Genomic DNA, 14,762 nt, shown 5'->3' on the forward strand with positions numbered 1-14,762 from the left:
CAATTCCACCTCAGGCCGCCTGACCGATGGCCGCTCCAACTCCACCCCGAATTTCCACCTCATTGACGGACACGACCAGGTGTTCTGCGATGACTCCCTCAGCTACAGTCTGTGAACATCCGGCAAGACGCATTCGACGCAAGTAGTCCATATCCTCGTAATAGGCAGGTGTGAACGTTTCGTCGAAGTACCCGATCTCGTTCAAGCATTGGTGGCCCATAGCAAAACAGGCCAAGCCCTGGACGATAGCTTGTCCGTTGAAGGCCCCCCCGCGATCGATACCTTTTAGGAAGCCGAGACCGAACCCTGGATTAGCTCGCAGGTGGTCCACGAATGCTTGAAATCCGCCCTCGATGAAATGGAGGTCGTCGTTCAGTACCAATGTGAGTTCGCACCCATCTTGGTACGCGCGGTGGATGCCCTCATTCCAGCTCCGCGCGAGACCGCGGTTCTTCCGATAAAGGTAGAGATTGACGTTGTCTGTCTTGGAAAACTCTATGATGCGGCGTTCCACCGCCTCGTTTGTGCTGTGGTGAAAAATATACCAGCAGACGGACTCCGCGCTCTCCTGAATGCTCTGCAGCAATCTCAGCGGATCATGGGTGTGCGTAGGAAGTACCAAACCGATCATCCTTCATCACCTCACAATGCGGACCAGATTCAACTGCTGGGACTTGCCATGGCCGCCCGCACGGCCTCGACCCAGCGGAGGCATATGGCCGATCTCACCGACATGCCTATCCTGAACCATGACGGACGGACCAACTGAAAGTCGGTGCTTCGCGTTTCGACGGCGGTGATCGAGCAAATCCGCCGAACCGGATGAAATGAGGAAGCGACCCATCCGGATCGGTCATCTTCCTGAACGCCGCCGCCGCGGATTGTCGTCACCATCATCCTTTCGCTCAGAAGCGTTGCGGCCTCTCGATGATGCTCGGCAATCGCCGCTCCGAACCCCGATGCGACGTCGTTCGTCTTTTCTCGACAAGTAGAACCTTCTGGATCGGGCCGCCTGCCACCGGCCAGACATTGATCATCCCACTCAGAACGAGGCCCTGCGATGGACGGCCACTTCACCGGCTATGCCAGCCTGTTCGGCGTGCCCGATCTCGGTCGCGACGTGGTCGCGCCGGGCGCCTTCGCGGCGAGCCTGAGGGAGCGCGGGGCGGGCGGCGTGCGGATGCTGTGGCAGCATGATCCGGCCGAGCCGATCGGGTGCTGGCTCTCGCTCGCCGAGGATGCGCGGGGACTTCGCGTCGAGGGCCGGCTCAACCTTGCCGTCCAGCGTGCCCGCGAGGTCGACGCGCTGATGCGGGGCGGCGGGCTCGACGGACTCTCGATCGGCTTCCGCACGCTCAAGGCGATGCCTGAGCGCGCCGGAACCCGGAGGCTCCAGGCGGTGGACCTTTGGGAGATCTCCCTCGTCACCTTCCCGCTCCAGCCCGGCGCCCGCATCCGCGCGCCCAGCCAGGCCTCCGACCTTTCCGTGGCGGTGCGGGCCCTCGCCCGCCGTCTTGCTCCCGCTTCCACCCGGCAACTTGCCAGCCGGCATGTCGCCGCCTTGCCCTCACCAGCCAGAGGTATCCGATGACCGTCCAGACTCCCTTCACGATCAAGGCTCCTTTCGAAACCAAGTCGGTCCCTGTCCTCGAGAACAAGGCCGCGGACGGCGACGCCAATGCGGCCTTCGGCGAGCTCTCGCGTGCCTTCGAGGCGTTCAAGGAGACCAACGACGCCAAGATCGCCCGGATCGACGTCGTCAACGAGGAGAAGCTCGCCCGCATCGACGCGGCGATCGACCAGGCCCGCACTCGCCTCGACCGCCTCACCCTCGACGGGCGCCGCCCGCCGCTAGGCGTCGGCGCTGGTCCCCGCGACGGCGTCGCGGTGGAACACAAGGCGGCGTTCGACCTCTACGTCCGCGCAGGCGAGAGCGGCGGGCTGAAGCGGCTGGAGGAGAAGGCGCTCTCGGCCGGCTCCGGACCGGACGGCGGCTACCTTGTGCCCGAGATCGTGGAACGCGACGTGCTCGCGCGTCTCGCCAACCTCTCGCCGATCCGGGCACTCGCCACGGTGCGGACCATCTCGGGCGGGCAGTACAAGCGCGCGGTGTCCGCTAGCGACGCGGTGTCCGGGTGGGTCGCCGAGACCGCCCCGCGGCCGCAGACCGCGAGCCCGACCCTGTCCGAGCTGAGCGTCCCGGCGATGGAGCTCTACGCCATGCCGGCGGCCACCCAGACGCTCCTCGACGACGCCGTTGTCGACATCGATGCCTGGCTCGCCGACGAGGTCGAGACCGCCTTCGCCGAGCAGGAGAGCACCGCCTTCGTCACCGGCAACGGCGTCAGCCGGCCGAAGGGATTCCTCAGCTACGAGACGGTAGCGAACGCCTCCTGGGTTCCGGGCAAGCTCGGCACGATTGCCACCGGGACGGCCGGAGCCTTCCCGTCCGCCAGCCCCGCCGACGTGCTGTTCGATCTCGTCTACGGCTTGCGCGCCGGCTACCGCCAGAACGCCACCTTCGTGATGAACCGCAAGGTCCAGAGCGCGATCCGCAAGATGAAGGACCCGGACGGCAATTACCTGTGGCAGCCGCCCCTCGCCGCCGATCGCTCCGCGACGCTGCTCGGCTTCCCCGTCGCCGAGGCCGAGGCGATGCCAGATGCGGGCGCGGCAAGCCTCTCGATCGCCTTCGGCGACTTCAAGCGAGGTTACCTCGTGGTGGACCGGGCAGGCCTGAGGGTGCTGCGCGACCCCTACTCGGCCAAGCCCTACGTGCTGTTCTACACGACCAAGCGCGTCGGCGGCGGCGTGCAGGATTTCGACGCGATCAAGCTGCTGTCGTTCGCCTGAACAGGCCGGGGCGGTCTACCGCCGCCCTGGCTTTGCCATCCAGTCCGAGCGGTTGCCGCGTCCGCCGATCCTTGAGTCGCCGGGCTGGAGTCGAGCGAACTCGGCCGAGCGTTCGGCGATCCAGCCGGCATGTTCTCCGGTCGGGGTGACGGCGGTGAAGCCGCCGCAGGCGGTGCGGGCGCGGGCGTTCTGACGCATCGCGCCGCTCGACCAGCTGACCACGCCGACGATCTGGTAGCCGCCGGGCCCCCCGCGCAGGATCGGGCCGCCGGAATCACCCAGGCAGGCGCCCGAGCCCGTGGTCTCGGCCAAGCGCCGCCGGTCGGTCACCATGGTGACGCGGTTGGCCACTTCCAGCGAGCCGATCGAGACGAGCTGAGCCGAACGCAGGGTGCCGGCACTGCCGCGCCTGTTCTCGGCGACCACGCCGAAGCCGGCGATGTCGACGGGCTCGCCCGTGGCGATGGCGCTGCTGCGTGGATCGAGGGGGAGGAAATCCGACCCGAGCGGGCGTTCGAGCTTGATCAGGGCGAGATCGATGCCGGGCTGGTCCTCGGGCGTCGTTCCGGGCACAAAATCCGGATGCATCGAGGCGGCGATGGCGAGGATGCGCCGCTGGCGGAAGCTGCGGTCGACGGCGACCACGCTGTAGCCCGCCCTGTGCATCACGCAATGTGCGGCGGTGAGGACGAGATCGGGGCCGATCAGCGTGCCCGAGCAGATCTCGCCCTGGGTACTCTCGATCCGCACCACCGAAGCGCGCAGCCCATCGGGATCGCGCGAGACCTGGCCGTTGATCACCGCCAGGGCCGGCCCTGCCGCCAGGATCATGGCGCCCAATAAGGCGCTGCGCAGCACGGTGGCGACCATCGATCTCTCCGGCGCCACGAGGGACGCATGCGAGGCATGAAGCGTTAAGCCTAGCCGATGGAAGGGGTCAGGCCAAGGATCGGTTCCACGCAGGCGCTCCTTGCCTTGCGCGTCAGGGTTGCGCCCAACTCGCCGAAAGACCCCATCCAGACAAGGTGCGGTCGATCCAGTCCCGCTGCGGCCCGAGGAGGACGCCCTGCGAGACCCCGCCGCAGGCGCCGCCGATCCAGGCCGAGACCGCCAGAACGCCGCCGCCTTCAGGCCCGATCGGCCCTCCGGAATCGCCCTGGCAGGGCCCGGCGCCCGGCTTCGGACTCTTGAGCCAGACCAGGATTCGGCTCTGGCCGAAGGGCTCGACCACGGGAAGGTCGACGCTGCGGAAGGTGCCGGTGGAGCGCGGATCGCCGGACCTTGCCGCGCCGTAGCCGGAAAGGCTCAGGGTTTCGCCGGTCCGCGGCATCGCTGCGCTCAAGGGGGCGATGGTGAAGCGCGGTGGCAGCGGCGTCGCGGTTCGGAGGATGGCGATGTCGATCGAGCGCCTGCGCCCGGCGATCGCCCCGGCATCGTAGCCCGGATGAAGCGCCCGGCCGGTCAGATCCACGAGGACCGGAGCGCCGGCCTGATCGCGAAAATGGACGCGGTGCTCGGCCCCTCCCGCCACGCAATGAGCGGCTGTGAGGACCGCGTCGCGGGCGACCACGATGCCGGTGCAGACGCCGCCCTTCGAGGACAACACCATCACGCTCGACGAGGCCGCCTCCGGTGCCTCGCGGCCTCCGACGACGGCCTGGGCCGGGCCAGCGATCGCCATCACTCCGGCTGCGACGCCGAGCGCCCGTCCAATCCTCGACCGCATGCCTTGCCCTGCACCACCGCGCCCGGAGACGCCGATGACCCCGATACGCCTTGATGCCGACCCGGTCGAGCCGGTGAGCGTGCAGGAGATGCGGGCCTTCCTGCGCCTCGATTCCGGCGATCCAGGCGCCGAGGACCCCCTCCTCGCCGGGCTGGTCGCCTCGGCACGCGCCGTTGTGGAGGCGGCGACCCGGCGCGTGCTGGCGCCGGGTCGCTACCGGATCCTGCTCGACGCCTGGCCAGTCGGTGGGTGGCTGCCGCTGCCGCTGAGCCCCCTCGTCGCGATTCGGCAGGCGGCGCTCGTCGATGCCGATGGGGCAGTCACAGAGCTCGCCGCTGGCCTCCTCCGCCTCGGGCCTGATCCCATCGAGGCGCCGGGGCTCCTCGTTACGAACGGGGTCCCGGCGCTCAAAGAGCAGGGAGTCTTGATCGAAGTCGAGGCCGGGCATGGCGGCGACGGTCCGCCTCTGCCCATGCCCCTCGCACAGGCGATCCGCCTCCTCGCGGCCCAGGCTTTTGAACATCGCGGCGATGAGCCGGGTCCTGAGGCGCTCCCACCAATGGTGGCGGCGCTGATCGCCCCGTGGCGAAGGCTGCGGCTCTAACACGGTTTTGGGTGCCCGGTTCGGTTGCGAGCATCCGCCTCTCTCTGCCCGGAGGGCAGAGGCGGAAGCGCGCTCGACCGACGCGATTTCCGCCCGACCACCCGACGCTCACCCCACCCGGAGCCCCCACGATGACCCGTCCCCCCATCGGCGCGCGGCGGCGCCGGTTCGTGCTCGAACACCCGCTGGAGGAGCCCGACGGGTTCGGCGGGGTACTTCGGCGCTACGTCGCCGGGCCCCTGCTCTGGGGTGCGATCACCGCCCATGGCAACAGCGAGCGCCTGCGCGGCGGCCGGCGCGACCGGCGCGCCACCTACAATGTCCGCTTCGCCTATCGCGACGGCGTCACCCCGGCGATGCGGCTCAGCGCCGGGCCGCGGCGCTTCGCGATCCGCTCGGCGTCCGACCCGGACGGGCGCCGCCGCGACCTCCTCTGCGAGGTCGAGGAGATCGTCGAGGAGCGGGCGGGAACGGAGCTGCTGCCATGACCGGTTCCATGACATCGGCGAGCCCGCTCCTCGCCCTGCGTGCCGCGATCCTCACGTACCTCGCCGCCGACTCCGCGCTGGCGCGGCTGATGGGAGGTACGTTTCGCCTCTACGACGAGCCGCCTGACGGTGCCTGCCCTGTCTACGCCCACTTCGGCGGCGGCGAGACCCGCACCGATCCGGTCGACGGTGCCGACCGGCATCTCCACAGCCTCGCCCTGCTGGTGGTCGCCAAGCCCGGCTCGGCCGCAAGCGCCGTCGCTGCGGCCTCCCGCATGGGCGACCTTCTCGCCGACGCGGACCTTTCGCTGGCCGGCCACGTCCTGGTGCTTCTGCGCGTCGAAGCCATCGCGACTCGCCGCGATCCGCGCAGCGGCGAAGCCAGCGCCACCCTGACTCTCAAAGCCGTGACCGAAGCCGCCTGACCCGACCTCAAGGAGACCGACATGACCGCCCAGAAAGGCAAGGACCTGCTTCTCCGCGTCGTCGATGGGGCGAGCTTCACGGCTGTGGCGGGCCTGCGCGCTCGGCAGATCGCCTTCAACGCCGAGACCGTGGACGTCACCAACGCCGATTCCGCCGGGCGCTGGCGCGAACTGCTGGCCGGGGCGGGCATGCGCCGGGCCTCGATTTCGGGATCGGGGGTGTTCCGGGATCAAGCCTCGGACCTGCGACTGCGCCAGATGTTCTTCGATGGCATCATCGACGCCTTCCAGATCGTGGTGCCGGATTTCGGCACGATCTCGGGATTGTTTCAGATCACCAGCCTCGAATATCGCGGCGACCATGCCGGCGAGGTCACCTTCGACATGGCACTCGACTCGGCCGGTCCCCTGAGCTTCGTGAGCCTGTGATGGCCAACCGCAGGCGCGGCGAGGTTCCCCTCGTCATCGGCTCCGACCGTTACACACTCTGCCTGACCCTCGGTGCCCTGGCCGACCTCGAAGACGCGCTAGGCACCGCCGACCTTGCCGGCCTCGCCGAGCGTTTCTCGCGCGGCCGGCTCGCGAGCCGCGACCTCATCGCGCTCCTCGGTGCTGCGCTGCGCGGAGGCGGTCACCCCCTCGACGATGCGGCGGTGGCGGCTTTGCCGCTCGGCGGCGGCCTCGATCCGATCGTATCGGCGCTTGGGGAGGTGCTCGCGGCGGCCTTCGGCGAGGATGCCCCGCCGGACCCTTCCTGACCACGGGCGGGCAAGGATCGGAGGACCCCGCCTCCGCCTTCCCGTGGGACGACGTGCTCGGCCTGGCGCTCCACACACTCCGCTGGCGCCCGGAGGATTTGTGGCGCGCCACGCCCCGCGAACTCGCCGCCGCGGTCGGGTTCGCCCGCCGGGCGGAAAGACCCGCGGCCCGGGCCGATCTCGACCGGCTGATCGCCGCCTATCCCGATCCGACCTGACACGAGGGTGACGCGATGGCCGATGACGAGACCGACAGCAGCCTTGCGGGGCGCGCGAGGCAACTGGAGACCCTCGACAAGCTTGCCCAGAAGTTCGGCCAGAGCCTCGGCCGCGCCTTCTCGGTGAATGTCGGCGGCGGCCGTCAGCTCGACAGCGTGCTGACCTCCCTGGCCGGCAAGCTCGCGGGCATCGCGGGCAAGGCCATCGCCGCACCGATCAGGAGCGGAATCACGAGCCTCGTGAACAGCCTGATCAATTCGGGTTCGGGAGACGACGCCACGGCGTTCGCCAAGGGTGGGATCCTGTCCGGCGGGCGGGTCCGGCCCTTCGCCAGCGGCGGCGTGGTGGCCGCGCCGACCTACTTCCCGATGCAGGGCGGCACCGGTCTGATGGGCGAGGCCGGGCCGGAGGCGATCCTTCCCCTGAGGCGCGGCAGCGACGGCCGCCTCGGGGTCGCGGCCGGGCAGGGCGGTGGCGCCAGCATCACCGTCAACATCACCACGCCCGACATCGCGGGGTTCCGCCGCTCGGAGGCTCAGGTCGCCGCCAGCCTCGCCCGCGCCGTCGCGCGTGGACGTCGAGGCCTCTGAGCGCCTCCGTCATAAAGGATCATCCCATGCCGACCGATTTCCACGAGGTGCGCTTCCCCCTCGACGTATCGCTTCGTGGCAGCGGCGGCCCGAGCCGCCTGACCGAAGTGGTCACGCTGGCCTCCGGCCGAGAGCATCGCAACAGCCGGTGGGCGGATTCGCGGCGCCGCTACGATGCCGGCTTCGGCATCCGCACCCTCGACGCGCTCCACGCGGTACTGAGCTTCTTCGAGGAGCGGCGCGGGCGGCTCTACGGCTTCCGGTATCGCGACCGGGTCGATTTCCTGTCGGGGCCACCTTCGCGCACCGTTACGGCCACCGACCAGTCCTTGGGGACCGGTGACGGCGCAAAGCGGGTGTTCCAACTCGCCAAGACCTACGGTGGAGAGACCTATGGCGGCGGGTTGATGCCCTATCGCCGGGCAATTACCAAACCGGTGGCCGAGACCGTCCGGGTCGCTGTGGCGGGCATCCCGGTTCCGGCCGCCAAAGTGACCTGCGATGCCACCACCGGCCTCCTCACCTTCGCTGCGGACACGATCCCGCCGGCCGGCGCGATGGTGACGGCCGGCTTCGCCTTCGACGTGCCGGTCCGCTTCGATACCGACGAGTTGACGATCGATCTCTCCGCATTCACCGCCGGGGAAATACCGAAGGTGCCGCTCGTCGAGGTCGTGCCGTGACGAGCGGTGTCACGTGGCTACCCGTCAGAAGCTGCCGTCGTCGACGATCGCCCGGCCTTCCGCCGCGCCGAACTGAAGATAGTGCTGGAGCGGGTTCATCCCGGCGGCCGCGACATCCACGTTGAGAGCCAGATAGCCATGAGTGTCGAAGGAGCTCGACGGGTCGCGGCCCTCCCTGGCCCCGACGGTGAGATAGTGCTCGAGAGGATTGATACCGGCTGCGCGCACGTCGGAATAGGTTTCGAGATAGCCGCTCGTATCGAAGAATGCGTTGGGATCCCGGCCCTCGCGCCAGCCGGACGCCGCGTAATGCGTGTCTGGGTCGATGCCATCCTCGGCCACATCCTCGTTCCGGCTGTAATAGAACAGGTCGTCCACCGACCGGTTGCCATCGTCTTGCTTGATGATGAGGTCGTCGAAGACGTAAGTCTCGACCGAGGACGCCTCGACGCGGAGTAAGCCCGACCCGCTGTCGTCATCGTCGTCATCGTCGTCGTCGTCATCTTCCAATGCGGCAACGACGGCGGCGTCATCGTCATCGTCATCGTCATCGTCATCGTCCTCCTCCGGGCCGCCGAGGGACGCGATCGTCGCGGCGCTGCCTGCCGAGACGACCGAGAAGTCGCTCAAGGACGCGCCGATGCTGAGGATGTCGATGCCGGCCTCCCCCTCGAACTCGTAGTCGCCGCTCGTGATGTCGAGGGTATCGTTGCCGGCTCCCCCCTCGAACTCGCCCTCCCCGAACTGCACGTTCAGCGCATCGTTCCCGCTTCCGGCGACGACGTCGACGCGGCTGACCTCGTCATCTTCGCCGACGACGTTGAAGGTGTCGTCTCCGCCATTGCCGAAGACGATCGTCTCCTCGTCCTCCAAGGGGATGTTGAAGAGCTCTGTAGCTGCGGTTCCACGCAACGTGATCACGATGATGCCTCCTCGGTCGGATCATCTGTCTCGACCCTGTCGGACAAGACTAGAGGCATGGCGGCGCAGTGTTAAGTAGCAGAACTACCCGGCCAGGATTGCCGATTGCTCCCATATCGACGCCCTGATCATCGGATCCTTACCCGGACCGGAGGCGCCCCCATGCGCGCGCTGCCTGCCGACCTCGCCGCGCATCTCGCCGGCGGGGCGACCACCCTGTGCCATTGCTGGGCGCTGACCCGCCGCGACGGCACGATCCTCGGCTTCACCGACCACGACCGCGATCTCATCGTCGGCGGGGTGACCTACGCCGCCCGCTCAGGGCTCGAGGCTGCCGAGGCAAGCGCCGAGCTCGGCTTTGCCGTCGGCGGAGGCGAGGTCGCCGGCGCGCTGCGCTCCTCCGGCATCGTCGAGGCAGAGGTGGCGGGCGGGCTCTATGACGGCGCCTCGGTGGAGACCTGGCTGGTGAACTGGACCCATCCGGCGACCCGCCTCCTTCTCGACGTCGCCACCGTCGGTGAGATCCGCCGGGCCGGCGGTGCCTTCGTCGTGGAACTGCGCGGGCTGATGCACGAACTCGACGCCGAGCGCGGCCGGACCTATCGCGCCACCTGCAGCGCCGATCTCGGCGACCGCCGCTGCCGCGTCGACCTCGACGACCCGCGTTATCGGACCGCCGGCACCGTCACGGCGCCGGGCGCCGCCGGACGCTACGACGTGACCCTGGCGGGGGACTTCGCCGCCGGCCTCTTCGACGGCGGCCGCCTGACCTGGGACGGCGGCGTCAATGCCGGATTGTCCGGCGATATCCGCGCGCTCGCGGGCGGCGAACTCATCCTGTGGGAGGCGCCGCCGCGTCCCGTCTCCGCGGGCGACGGGTTCCGCCTCACTGCCGGCTGCGACAAGCGTCTCGCCACCTGCAGAGAGCTGTTCGCCAATGTCGCGAACTTCCAGGGCTTTCCGCACATGCCGGGCAACGACTTCGTCCTGCGCCATGCGCCCGGCTCCGGACCGGGCCTTGACGGCGGCAGCCTGTTCCGATGACGGAGGCCTCTTCCATGCCGACTCCGCAAGTCGTTGTCGCAAGGGCGCGCGCCTGGATCGGCACGCCTTATCGCCATCAGGCCTCGCTCATCGGGACCGGATGCGACTGCCTCGGTCTCGTGCGCGGGGTTTGGCGCGAGATCCTCGGGCCGAAACCCGAGGCCGCGCCGCCCTATGCATCGAGCTGGGCCGAGTCGGCTGGGCGCGGAACCGACCCGCTCGCCGATGCCGCCGCCCGGCACCTCCTGCCGCTGGCTCTGCCCGATCGCGATGGCGAACCCGAGGCCGGCGCGCTGCTGCTCTTCGCCTTCCGGGCCCACCTTCCGGCCAAGCACTGCGCCATCGCGACGGGCGAGGGCACGATGATCCACGCCCATGACGGGGCGGCGGTGACGGAAGTCGCCTTCACCGGCTGGTGGCGGCGGCACCTGACGCATGCGTTTCGGTTTCCGGCAGGGTGCGATCATCCCAGGGCCTCGAATTCGGCTTGGAGCCGCCCGTAACTGATCCTGAACATCTGACCTTCCTTGGGGAACCCGCCATGGCCACGCTGATCCTGCAAACCGCCGGAGCGGCGATCGGCACGGCGCTCGGCGGGCCGATCGGCGGGATCATCGGCAGCGCAGCCGGCTCGGCGGCGGGGTCGGCGCTCGACGGCGCGCTGTTCGGTAGTCGAGCGAGCCCTCGCTTCGTGGAGGGGCCGCGCCTCGCGGACGTCGCGGGCCTGCGGTCGACCGAGGGCGATCCGATCCCGCGGGTCTACGGCCGCGCCAAAGTCGGCGGCACCCTGATCTGGGCGACGCGGCCGCTCGAAGTCGCCAATACCAGCGTCGAGCGCGCCTCGGCCGGCTCCAAGGGAGGCGGCGGCGGACAGAAGACCGTCAGCACCACCTACGCCTATCACGCCAACCTCGCGGTCGGCCTGTGCGAGGGCGAGATCGCCGGCATCCGCCGGGTCTGGGCCGACGGACAGGAGCTCGACCTCGCGAGCCTCGACATGCGTGTGCATCGCGGCGGTGCCGACCAGGCGCCGGACCCGCTCATCGTCGCCAAGGAGGGCGCCGACGCGCCGGCCTATCGCGGTCTCGCCTACGTGGTGTTCGAGCGCCTCGCACTGGCCGAATTCGGCAACCGGGTGCCGCAGCTCGCCTTCGAGGTGATCCGGCCGGTGGAGGGGCTCGCCGGCATGATCCGTGCCGTCTGCCTGATCCCGGACTCCACCGAGTTCGGTCTCGATCCGGCCCCCGTCACGGAGGATGCCGGCTACGGCGTGAGCCGGCCCGCCAACCGCTTCCAGCTCCAGGCTGCCACAGACGTCGTCGCCTCCCTCGATGCGCTGCAGTCCCTATGCCCGCGCCTGAGACGGGTCTCGGTGGTGGCGAGCTGGTTCGGGAACGACCTGCGCGCCGGGCATTGCACGGTCACGCCGAAGGTCGATAACGCGGCGAAGGCGACCATCGGGGACGTCTGGAGCGTCGCCGGCTTGACCCGGGACGGTGTCGAGGCCGTCTCGACCACCCTGGCCGGGGGGGCAGCCTATGGCGGCACGCCTTCGGATGCGGGGTTGACTCGGCTCGTGGCCGAACTCGGCCGTCGCAGCCTGGACGTAGTGCTCTATCCCTTCGTCATGATGGACGTCCCGGCCGGCAATACCTTGCCCGACCCGCGCGATTCCGGCGCCGCCGGTCAGCTGCCCTATCCCTGGCGCGGGCGCATCACCTGCCACCCTGCGCCGGGCCTCCCCGCGAGCCCCGACGGCACGGCGGGCGCGGGTGACCAGGTCGTCGCCTTCTTCGAGGGCGCGGAAGGCTATCGCCGGTTCCTGTTGCACTACGCCGACCTCGCCGCCGCCTGGTCACGCGACGGGATCGCCATCGCCGGCTTCATCGTCGGCAGCGAGTTCGTCGGCCTGACCAGGGTGCGGTCGGAGAGCGACCGCTACCCGGCGGTCGAGGCCCTGCGGGCGCTGGCCGCGGAGGTGCGCACTCGCCTCGGCCTCGGCGTAAAGCTCGTCTATGCCGCCGACTGGACCGAGTACGGTGCCCATGTCCGCGATGGCGGCGCGACACTGCGCTTCCCACTCGACGCGCTCTTCGCCGACCCGGCCATCGATGCGGTCGGAATCGACTACTACCCACCGATCTCCGACTTTCGCGACGGCGACGCCCACGCGGATCTCGCCGAAACAGGCAGCCTCTATGATCCGTTTTATCTGAAGGGCCGGCTCGGCAGCGGCGAGGCCTTCGACTGGTACTATGCCGACGAGGCCGGCCGCAGAGCCCAGATCCGCCAGCCCATCACCGATGGGGCGTTCGGGAAACCCTGGATATACCGGGCAAAAGACCTCGTTTCGTGGTGGTCGAACGCCCATGTCGAGCGCGATGGCGGCGTCGAGACTCGGGCCACGGCCTGGGTGCCGCGCTCGAAGCCGATCTGGCTCACCGAGATCGGCGTCCCCGCCGTGGACAAGGGCACCAACGGTCCGAACGTCTTTCCGGACCCGAAATCCTCCGAGAACGCGGCGCCTCCCTTCTCCTCCGGCGCCCGCGACGACCTGATCCAGGCGCGCGGCCTCACTGCAATCCTTTCCCGCTTCGACGCGAGCATTCCGGGCTTCGATCCGGCCCACAACCCGGTCTCGCCGCTCTATGGCGGCCCGATGGTGGCACCTGATTCGGTCTTCGTCTGGTGCTGGGACGCGCGGCCCTATCCGGCCTTTCCGGATTTCGACACGGTGTGGGCGGACGCGCCGAACTGGCGCGTCGGGCACTGGATCAACGGGCGGATCGAGGGGCTCGAACTCGACCGGCTGATTGCCGCGATCCTCGCCGAGTTCGGCATCGTCGCACCGGCCCGGATCGAGGCCGATGCCAGCCTCGACGGCTACGTCCTTGATCGCCCGCTCTCAGCTCGAGGGGCACTGGAGCCCCTGACCCAGATCTTCGGCCTCGCCGTGTCGGCGGTGGCTGGGCGCCTCAGCATCCGCGGACCACGACGCGAGAACGCTATGCCGATCGACGAGGGTGACCTCGTAAGGGAGTCGCCCGAGGACGCCCCCTTGATCCTCGTCAGGGCTGAAGAGAGCGAGCTGCCACGCTCGGTCGAGGTGAGCTTCTCCGATGCGCAGAGTCCGGAATACCGTGTCGCCACGGTGGCAGCGCTCCGGCCCGCCGGGGGACGCCGCCGCGAAAGCCGGGTCGAGGCCCCCATCGTGGTCCGCCGAGACGTCATGGAGACACTCGCCGAGACGCTGCTCGACGCGGCTATCGCCGGCCGGGAGACCGCGAGCTTCGGAGCGAGCCCACGCTGCGTCGCGCTGGAGCCGGGCGACCTCGTGAGCCTTCCAGGCCAAGCGGGGCATCACCGCATCGTTCGGATCACCGACAATCCGGGCGGGCGCCGTATCGAGACGCGGGCGATCCCGGCGAGCAGAGGAATGATCCGACGACGCGATCCGTCGGAAGCCGGACCTCGCCGCGGACCGCCGCCGCTCGCCGGTCGCCCCTTCGCAGTTGTCCTCGACATTCCCGCCGACCGCGGCAGCCCGACGCCATTGCAATACCTTGCCGTCACGGCCGATCCCTGGCCGGGCGCCGTGGCGGTATGGCGTGCCTCAGGGGACGGGGCGCCCCTCGCCCTGAAGGCCCAGGTCGACTATCCGGCCTGCCTCGGCGAGACCCTCACGGGCTTGGCCCCCGGTCCGCTCTGGCGCTTCGACCGCCATGCCCGCCTCGACGTCACCCTGCACCAGGCGGGCGCCCTCTCGGCGATCGGCGAGGACGCGGCCCTGGCGGGCGGGAACCTCTTCGCCCTGCGCGGCGCCGACGGCGCCATCGAGGTCCTCTCTGCCGCGGGAATCGAGATGATCGGGTCGGGGCGCTACCGCCTCTCAGGGCTATTGCGCGGGCTCGCCGGCAGCGAGGCGCAGGCCGGACGCGGGGCGGCGGCGGGAAGCCTGATCGTGCGCCTCGACGATCGCGCAATGGTGCCGCTCGTCGACCGCCTCGACGAGGCCGGAAGGCCTTTTCGATACCGCATCGGCCCGGCCGGACGCGATCCCGCCGATCCGCTCTTCGTCGAGCTGACGGCGGAGGCGGGGCTGATCGCCCTCAGGCCGCTCTCACCGGTCCATCTCAGGGCCGAGCGCGCGCCGGGAGGAATCGTCCTGTCGTGGATACGGAGGGCGCGGCGGGAGGCGGATGGCTGGGAACCTGCCCAGATCCCCTCCGACGAGCCCGGCGAGACGTTTCACATCTCTCTCTACGCGGGCGATGGACGCCTCCTCCGTTCCCTGACCTCGGACACCGCAAGCCTCCTCTACGCAGCCGCAGACGAAGTCGCGGATTACGGCGGCCCGCAGACACGGCTCGACGTCGAGGTCGCGCAGGTGAGCCCAAGAGCGGGAGCCGGGCCCTCGACCCGATCGACGGTACCCGTCCGCGCCGGCTGAC

General features: G+C 69.5%; 17 protein-coding genes. 13 read left to right on the forward strand and 4 right to left on the reverse strand.

All coding sequences use genetic code 11. From position 1 onward, the window contains the following. Positions 1-10: 10 nt before the first annotated feature. Positions 11-631, reverse strand: coding sequence for a hypothetical protein (locus K2Y56_RS23595; protein ID WP_292513661.1), 621 nt, complete (start codon positions 629-631; stop codon positions 11-13). A gap of 429 nt (positions 632-1,060) precedes the next feature. On the opposite strand from K2Y56_RS23595, the gene K2Y56_RS23600 reads away from it, so the two are divergent. Together K2Y56_RS23600 and K2Y56_RS23605 are read left to right on the forward strand one after the other, a co-directional pair. Beyond that, positions 1,061-1,591, forward strand: a complete 531-nt coding sequence (locus tag K2Y56_RS23600; protein ID WP_292513663.1) for an HK97 family phage prohead protease — start codon at positions 1,061-1,063, stop codon at positions 1,589-1,591. Further along, a complete protein-coding gene (locus K2Y56_RS23605) occupies positions 1,588-2,853 on the forward strand; it encodes a phage major capsid protein (RefSeq protein ID WP_292513665.1) in 1,266 nt (421 codons plus the stop codon). Before K2Y56_RS23600 ends, K2Y56_RS23605 begins: the two co-directional genes overlap by 4 nt. A 15-nt stretch (positions 2,854-2,868) precedes the next feature. Here K2Y56_RS23605 and K2Y56_RS23610 read toward each other — a convergent pair whose 3' ends face one another. Further along, positions 2,869-3,723 carry a trypsin-like serine protease gene (locus K2Y56_RS23610; protein ID WP_292513668.1) on the reverse strand — a complete coding sequence of 285 codons (855 nt, stop codon included), beginning with the start codon at positions 3,721-3,723 and terminating at the stop codon, positions 2,869-2,871. Positions 3,724-3,835: 112 nt separating this feature from the next. Continuing rightward, the gene (locus tag K2Y56_RS23615) at positions 3,836-4,579 is read right to left on the reverse strand and encodes a trypsin-like serine protease (protein WP_292513671.1); all 744 of its coding nucleotides are present in this window, start codon (positions 4,577-4,579) and stop codon (positions 3,836-3,838) included. Positions 4,580-4,613: 34 nt separating this feature from the next. Here K2Y56_RS23615 and K2Y56_RS23620 point away from each other — a divergent pair, with 34 nt between their 5' ends. The 8 genes from K2Y56_RS23620 to K2Y56_RS23655 all read left to right on the forward strand — a co-directional run bounded on the left by K2Y56_RS23620 (position 4,614) and on the right by K2Y56_RS23655 (position 8,346). Further along, complete coding sequence (locus K2Y56_RS23620; protein ID WP_292513674.1) at positions 4,614-5,183, forward strand: hypothetical protein; 570 nt, start codon at positions 4,614-4,616, stop codon at positions 5,181-5,183. A gap of 131 nt (positions 5,184-5,314) precedes the next feature. Continuing rightward, positions 5,315-5,671, forward strand: coding sequence for a head-tail adaptor protein (locus tag K2Y56_RS23625; protein WP_292513675.1), 357 nt, complete (start codon positions 5,315-5,317; stop codon positions 5,669-5,671). An 8-nt stretch (positions 5,672-5,679) separates the two neighbouring features. Next, positions 5,680-6,096, forward strand: coding sequence for a DUF3168 domain-containing protein (locus K2Y56_RS23630; protein ID WP_292513754.1), 417 nt, complete (start codon positions 5,680-5,682; stop codon positions 6,094-6,096). A gap of 21 nt (positions 6,097-6,117) precedes the next feature. Then, positions 6,118-6,525 carry a phage major tail protein, TP901-1 family gene (locus tag K2Y56_RS23635; RefSeq protein WP_292513678.1) on the forward strand — a complete coding sequence of 136 codons (408 nt, stop codon included), beginning with the start codon at positions 6,118-6,120 and terminating at the stop codon, positions 6,523-6,525. Continuing rightward, positions 6,525-6,854, forward strand: coding sequence for a gene transfer agent family protein (locus K2Y56_RS23640; RefSeq protein ID WP_292513681.1), 330 nt, complete (start codon positions 6,525-6,527; stop codon positions 6,852-6,854). The genes K2Y56_RS23635 and K2Y56_RS23640 overlap by 1 nt, the downstream gene beginning before the upstream one ends. Beyond that, on the forward strand, positions 6,851-7,072 hold the full coding sequence (locus K2Y56_RS23645) for a phage tail assembly chaperone (RefSeq protein ID WP_292513756.1): 222 nt from the start codon (positions 6,851-6,853) through the stop codon (positions 7,070-7,072). The genes K2Y56_RS23640 and K2Y56_RS23645 overlap by 4 nt, the downstream gene beginning before the upstream one ends. Positions 7,073-7,087: 15 nt before the next feature. After that, positions 7,088-7,663 (forward strand): phage tail tape measure protein, encoded by a 576-nt coding sequence (locus K2Y56_RS23650; protein WP_292513683.1) that lies wholly within the window; start codon positions 7,088-7,090, stop codon positions 7,661-7,663. Positions 7,664-7,689: 26 nt separating this feature from the next. Next, positions 7,690-8,346: a DUF2460 domain-containing protein gene (locus K2Y56_RS23655; protein WP_292513686.1), complete on the forward strand. Its 657-nt coding sequence runs from the start codon at positions 7,690-7,692 to the stop codon at positions 8,344-8,346. A gap of 24 nt (positions 8,347-8,370) precedes the next feature. Here K2Y56_RS23655 and K2Y56_RS23660 read toward each other — a convergent pair whose 3' ends face one another. Further along, the gene (locus tag K2Y56_RS23660) at positions 8,371-9,267 is read right to left on the reverse strand and encodes a calcium-binding protein (RefSeq protein ID WP_292513688.1); all 897 of its coding nucleotides are present in this window, start codon (positions 9,265-9,267) and stop codon (positions 8,371-8,373) included. Between the two features lie 162 nt (positions 9,268-9,429). Between K2Y56_RS23660 and K2Y56_RS23665 the strand changes: the two genes are divergently transcribed. The 3 genes from K2Y56_RS23665 to K2Y56_RS23675 are packed head-to-tail and all read left to right on the forward strand — an operon-like array spanning position 9,430 to position 14,761. Further along, positions 9,430-10,311: a DUF2163 domain-containing protein gene (locus K2Y56_RS23665; RefSeq protein ID WP_292513691.1), complete on the forward strand. Its 882-nt coding sequence runs from the start codon at positions 9,430-9,432 to the stop codon at positions 10,309-10,311. Between the two features lie 14 nt (positions 10,312-10,325). Then, a complete protein-coding gene (locus K2Y56_RS23670) occupies positions 10,326-10,814 on the forward strand; it encodes an NlpC/P60 family protein (protein ID WP_292513694.1) in 489 nt (162 codons plus the stop codon). Between the two features lie 38 nt (positions 10,815-10,852). Beyond that, positions 10,853-14,761: a glycoside hydrolase/phage tail family protein gene (locus K2Y56_RS23675; protein ID WP_292513698.1), complete on the forward strand. Its 3,909-nt coding sequence runs from the start codon at positions 10,853-10,855 to the stop codon at positions 14,759-14,761. Position 14,762 lies beyond the last annotated feature (1 nt).

The sequence above is a fragment of the Methylobacterium sp. genome (genome assembly GCF_019745455.1).
Taxonomy (GTDB): domain Bacteria; phylum Pseudomonadota; class Alphaproteobacteria; order Rhizobiales; family Beijerinckiaceae; genus Methylobacterium.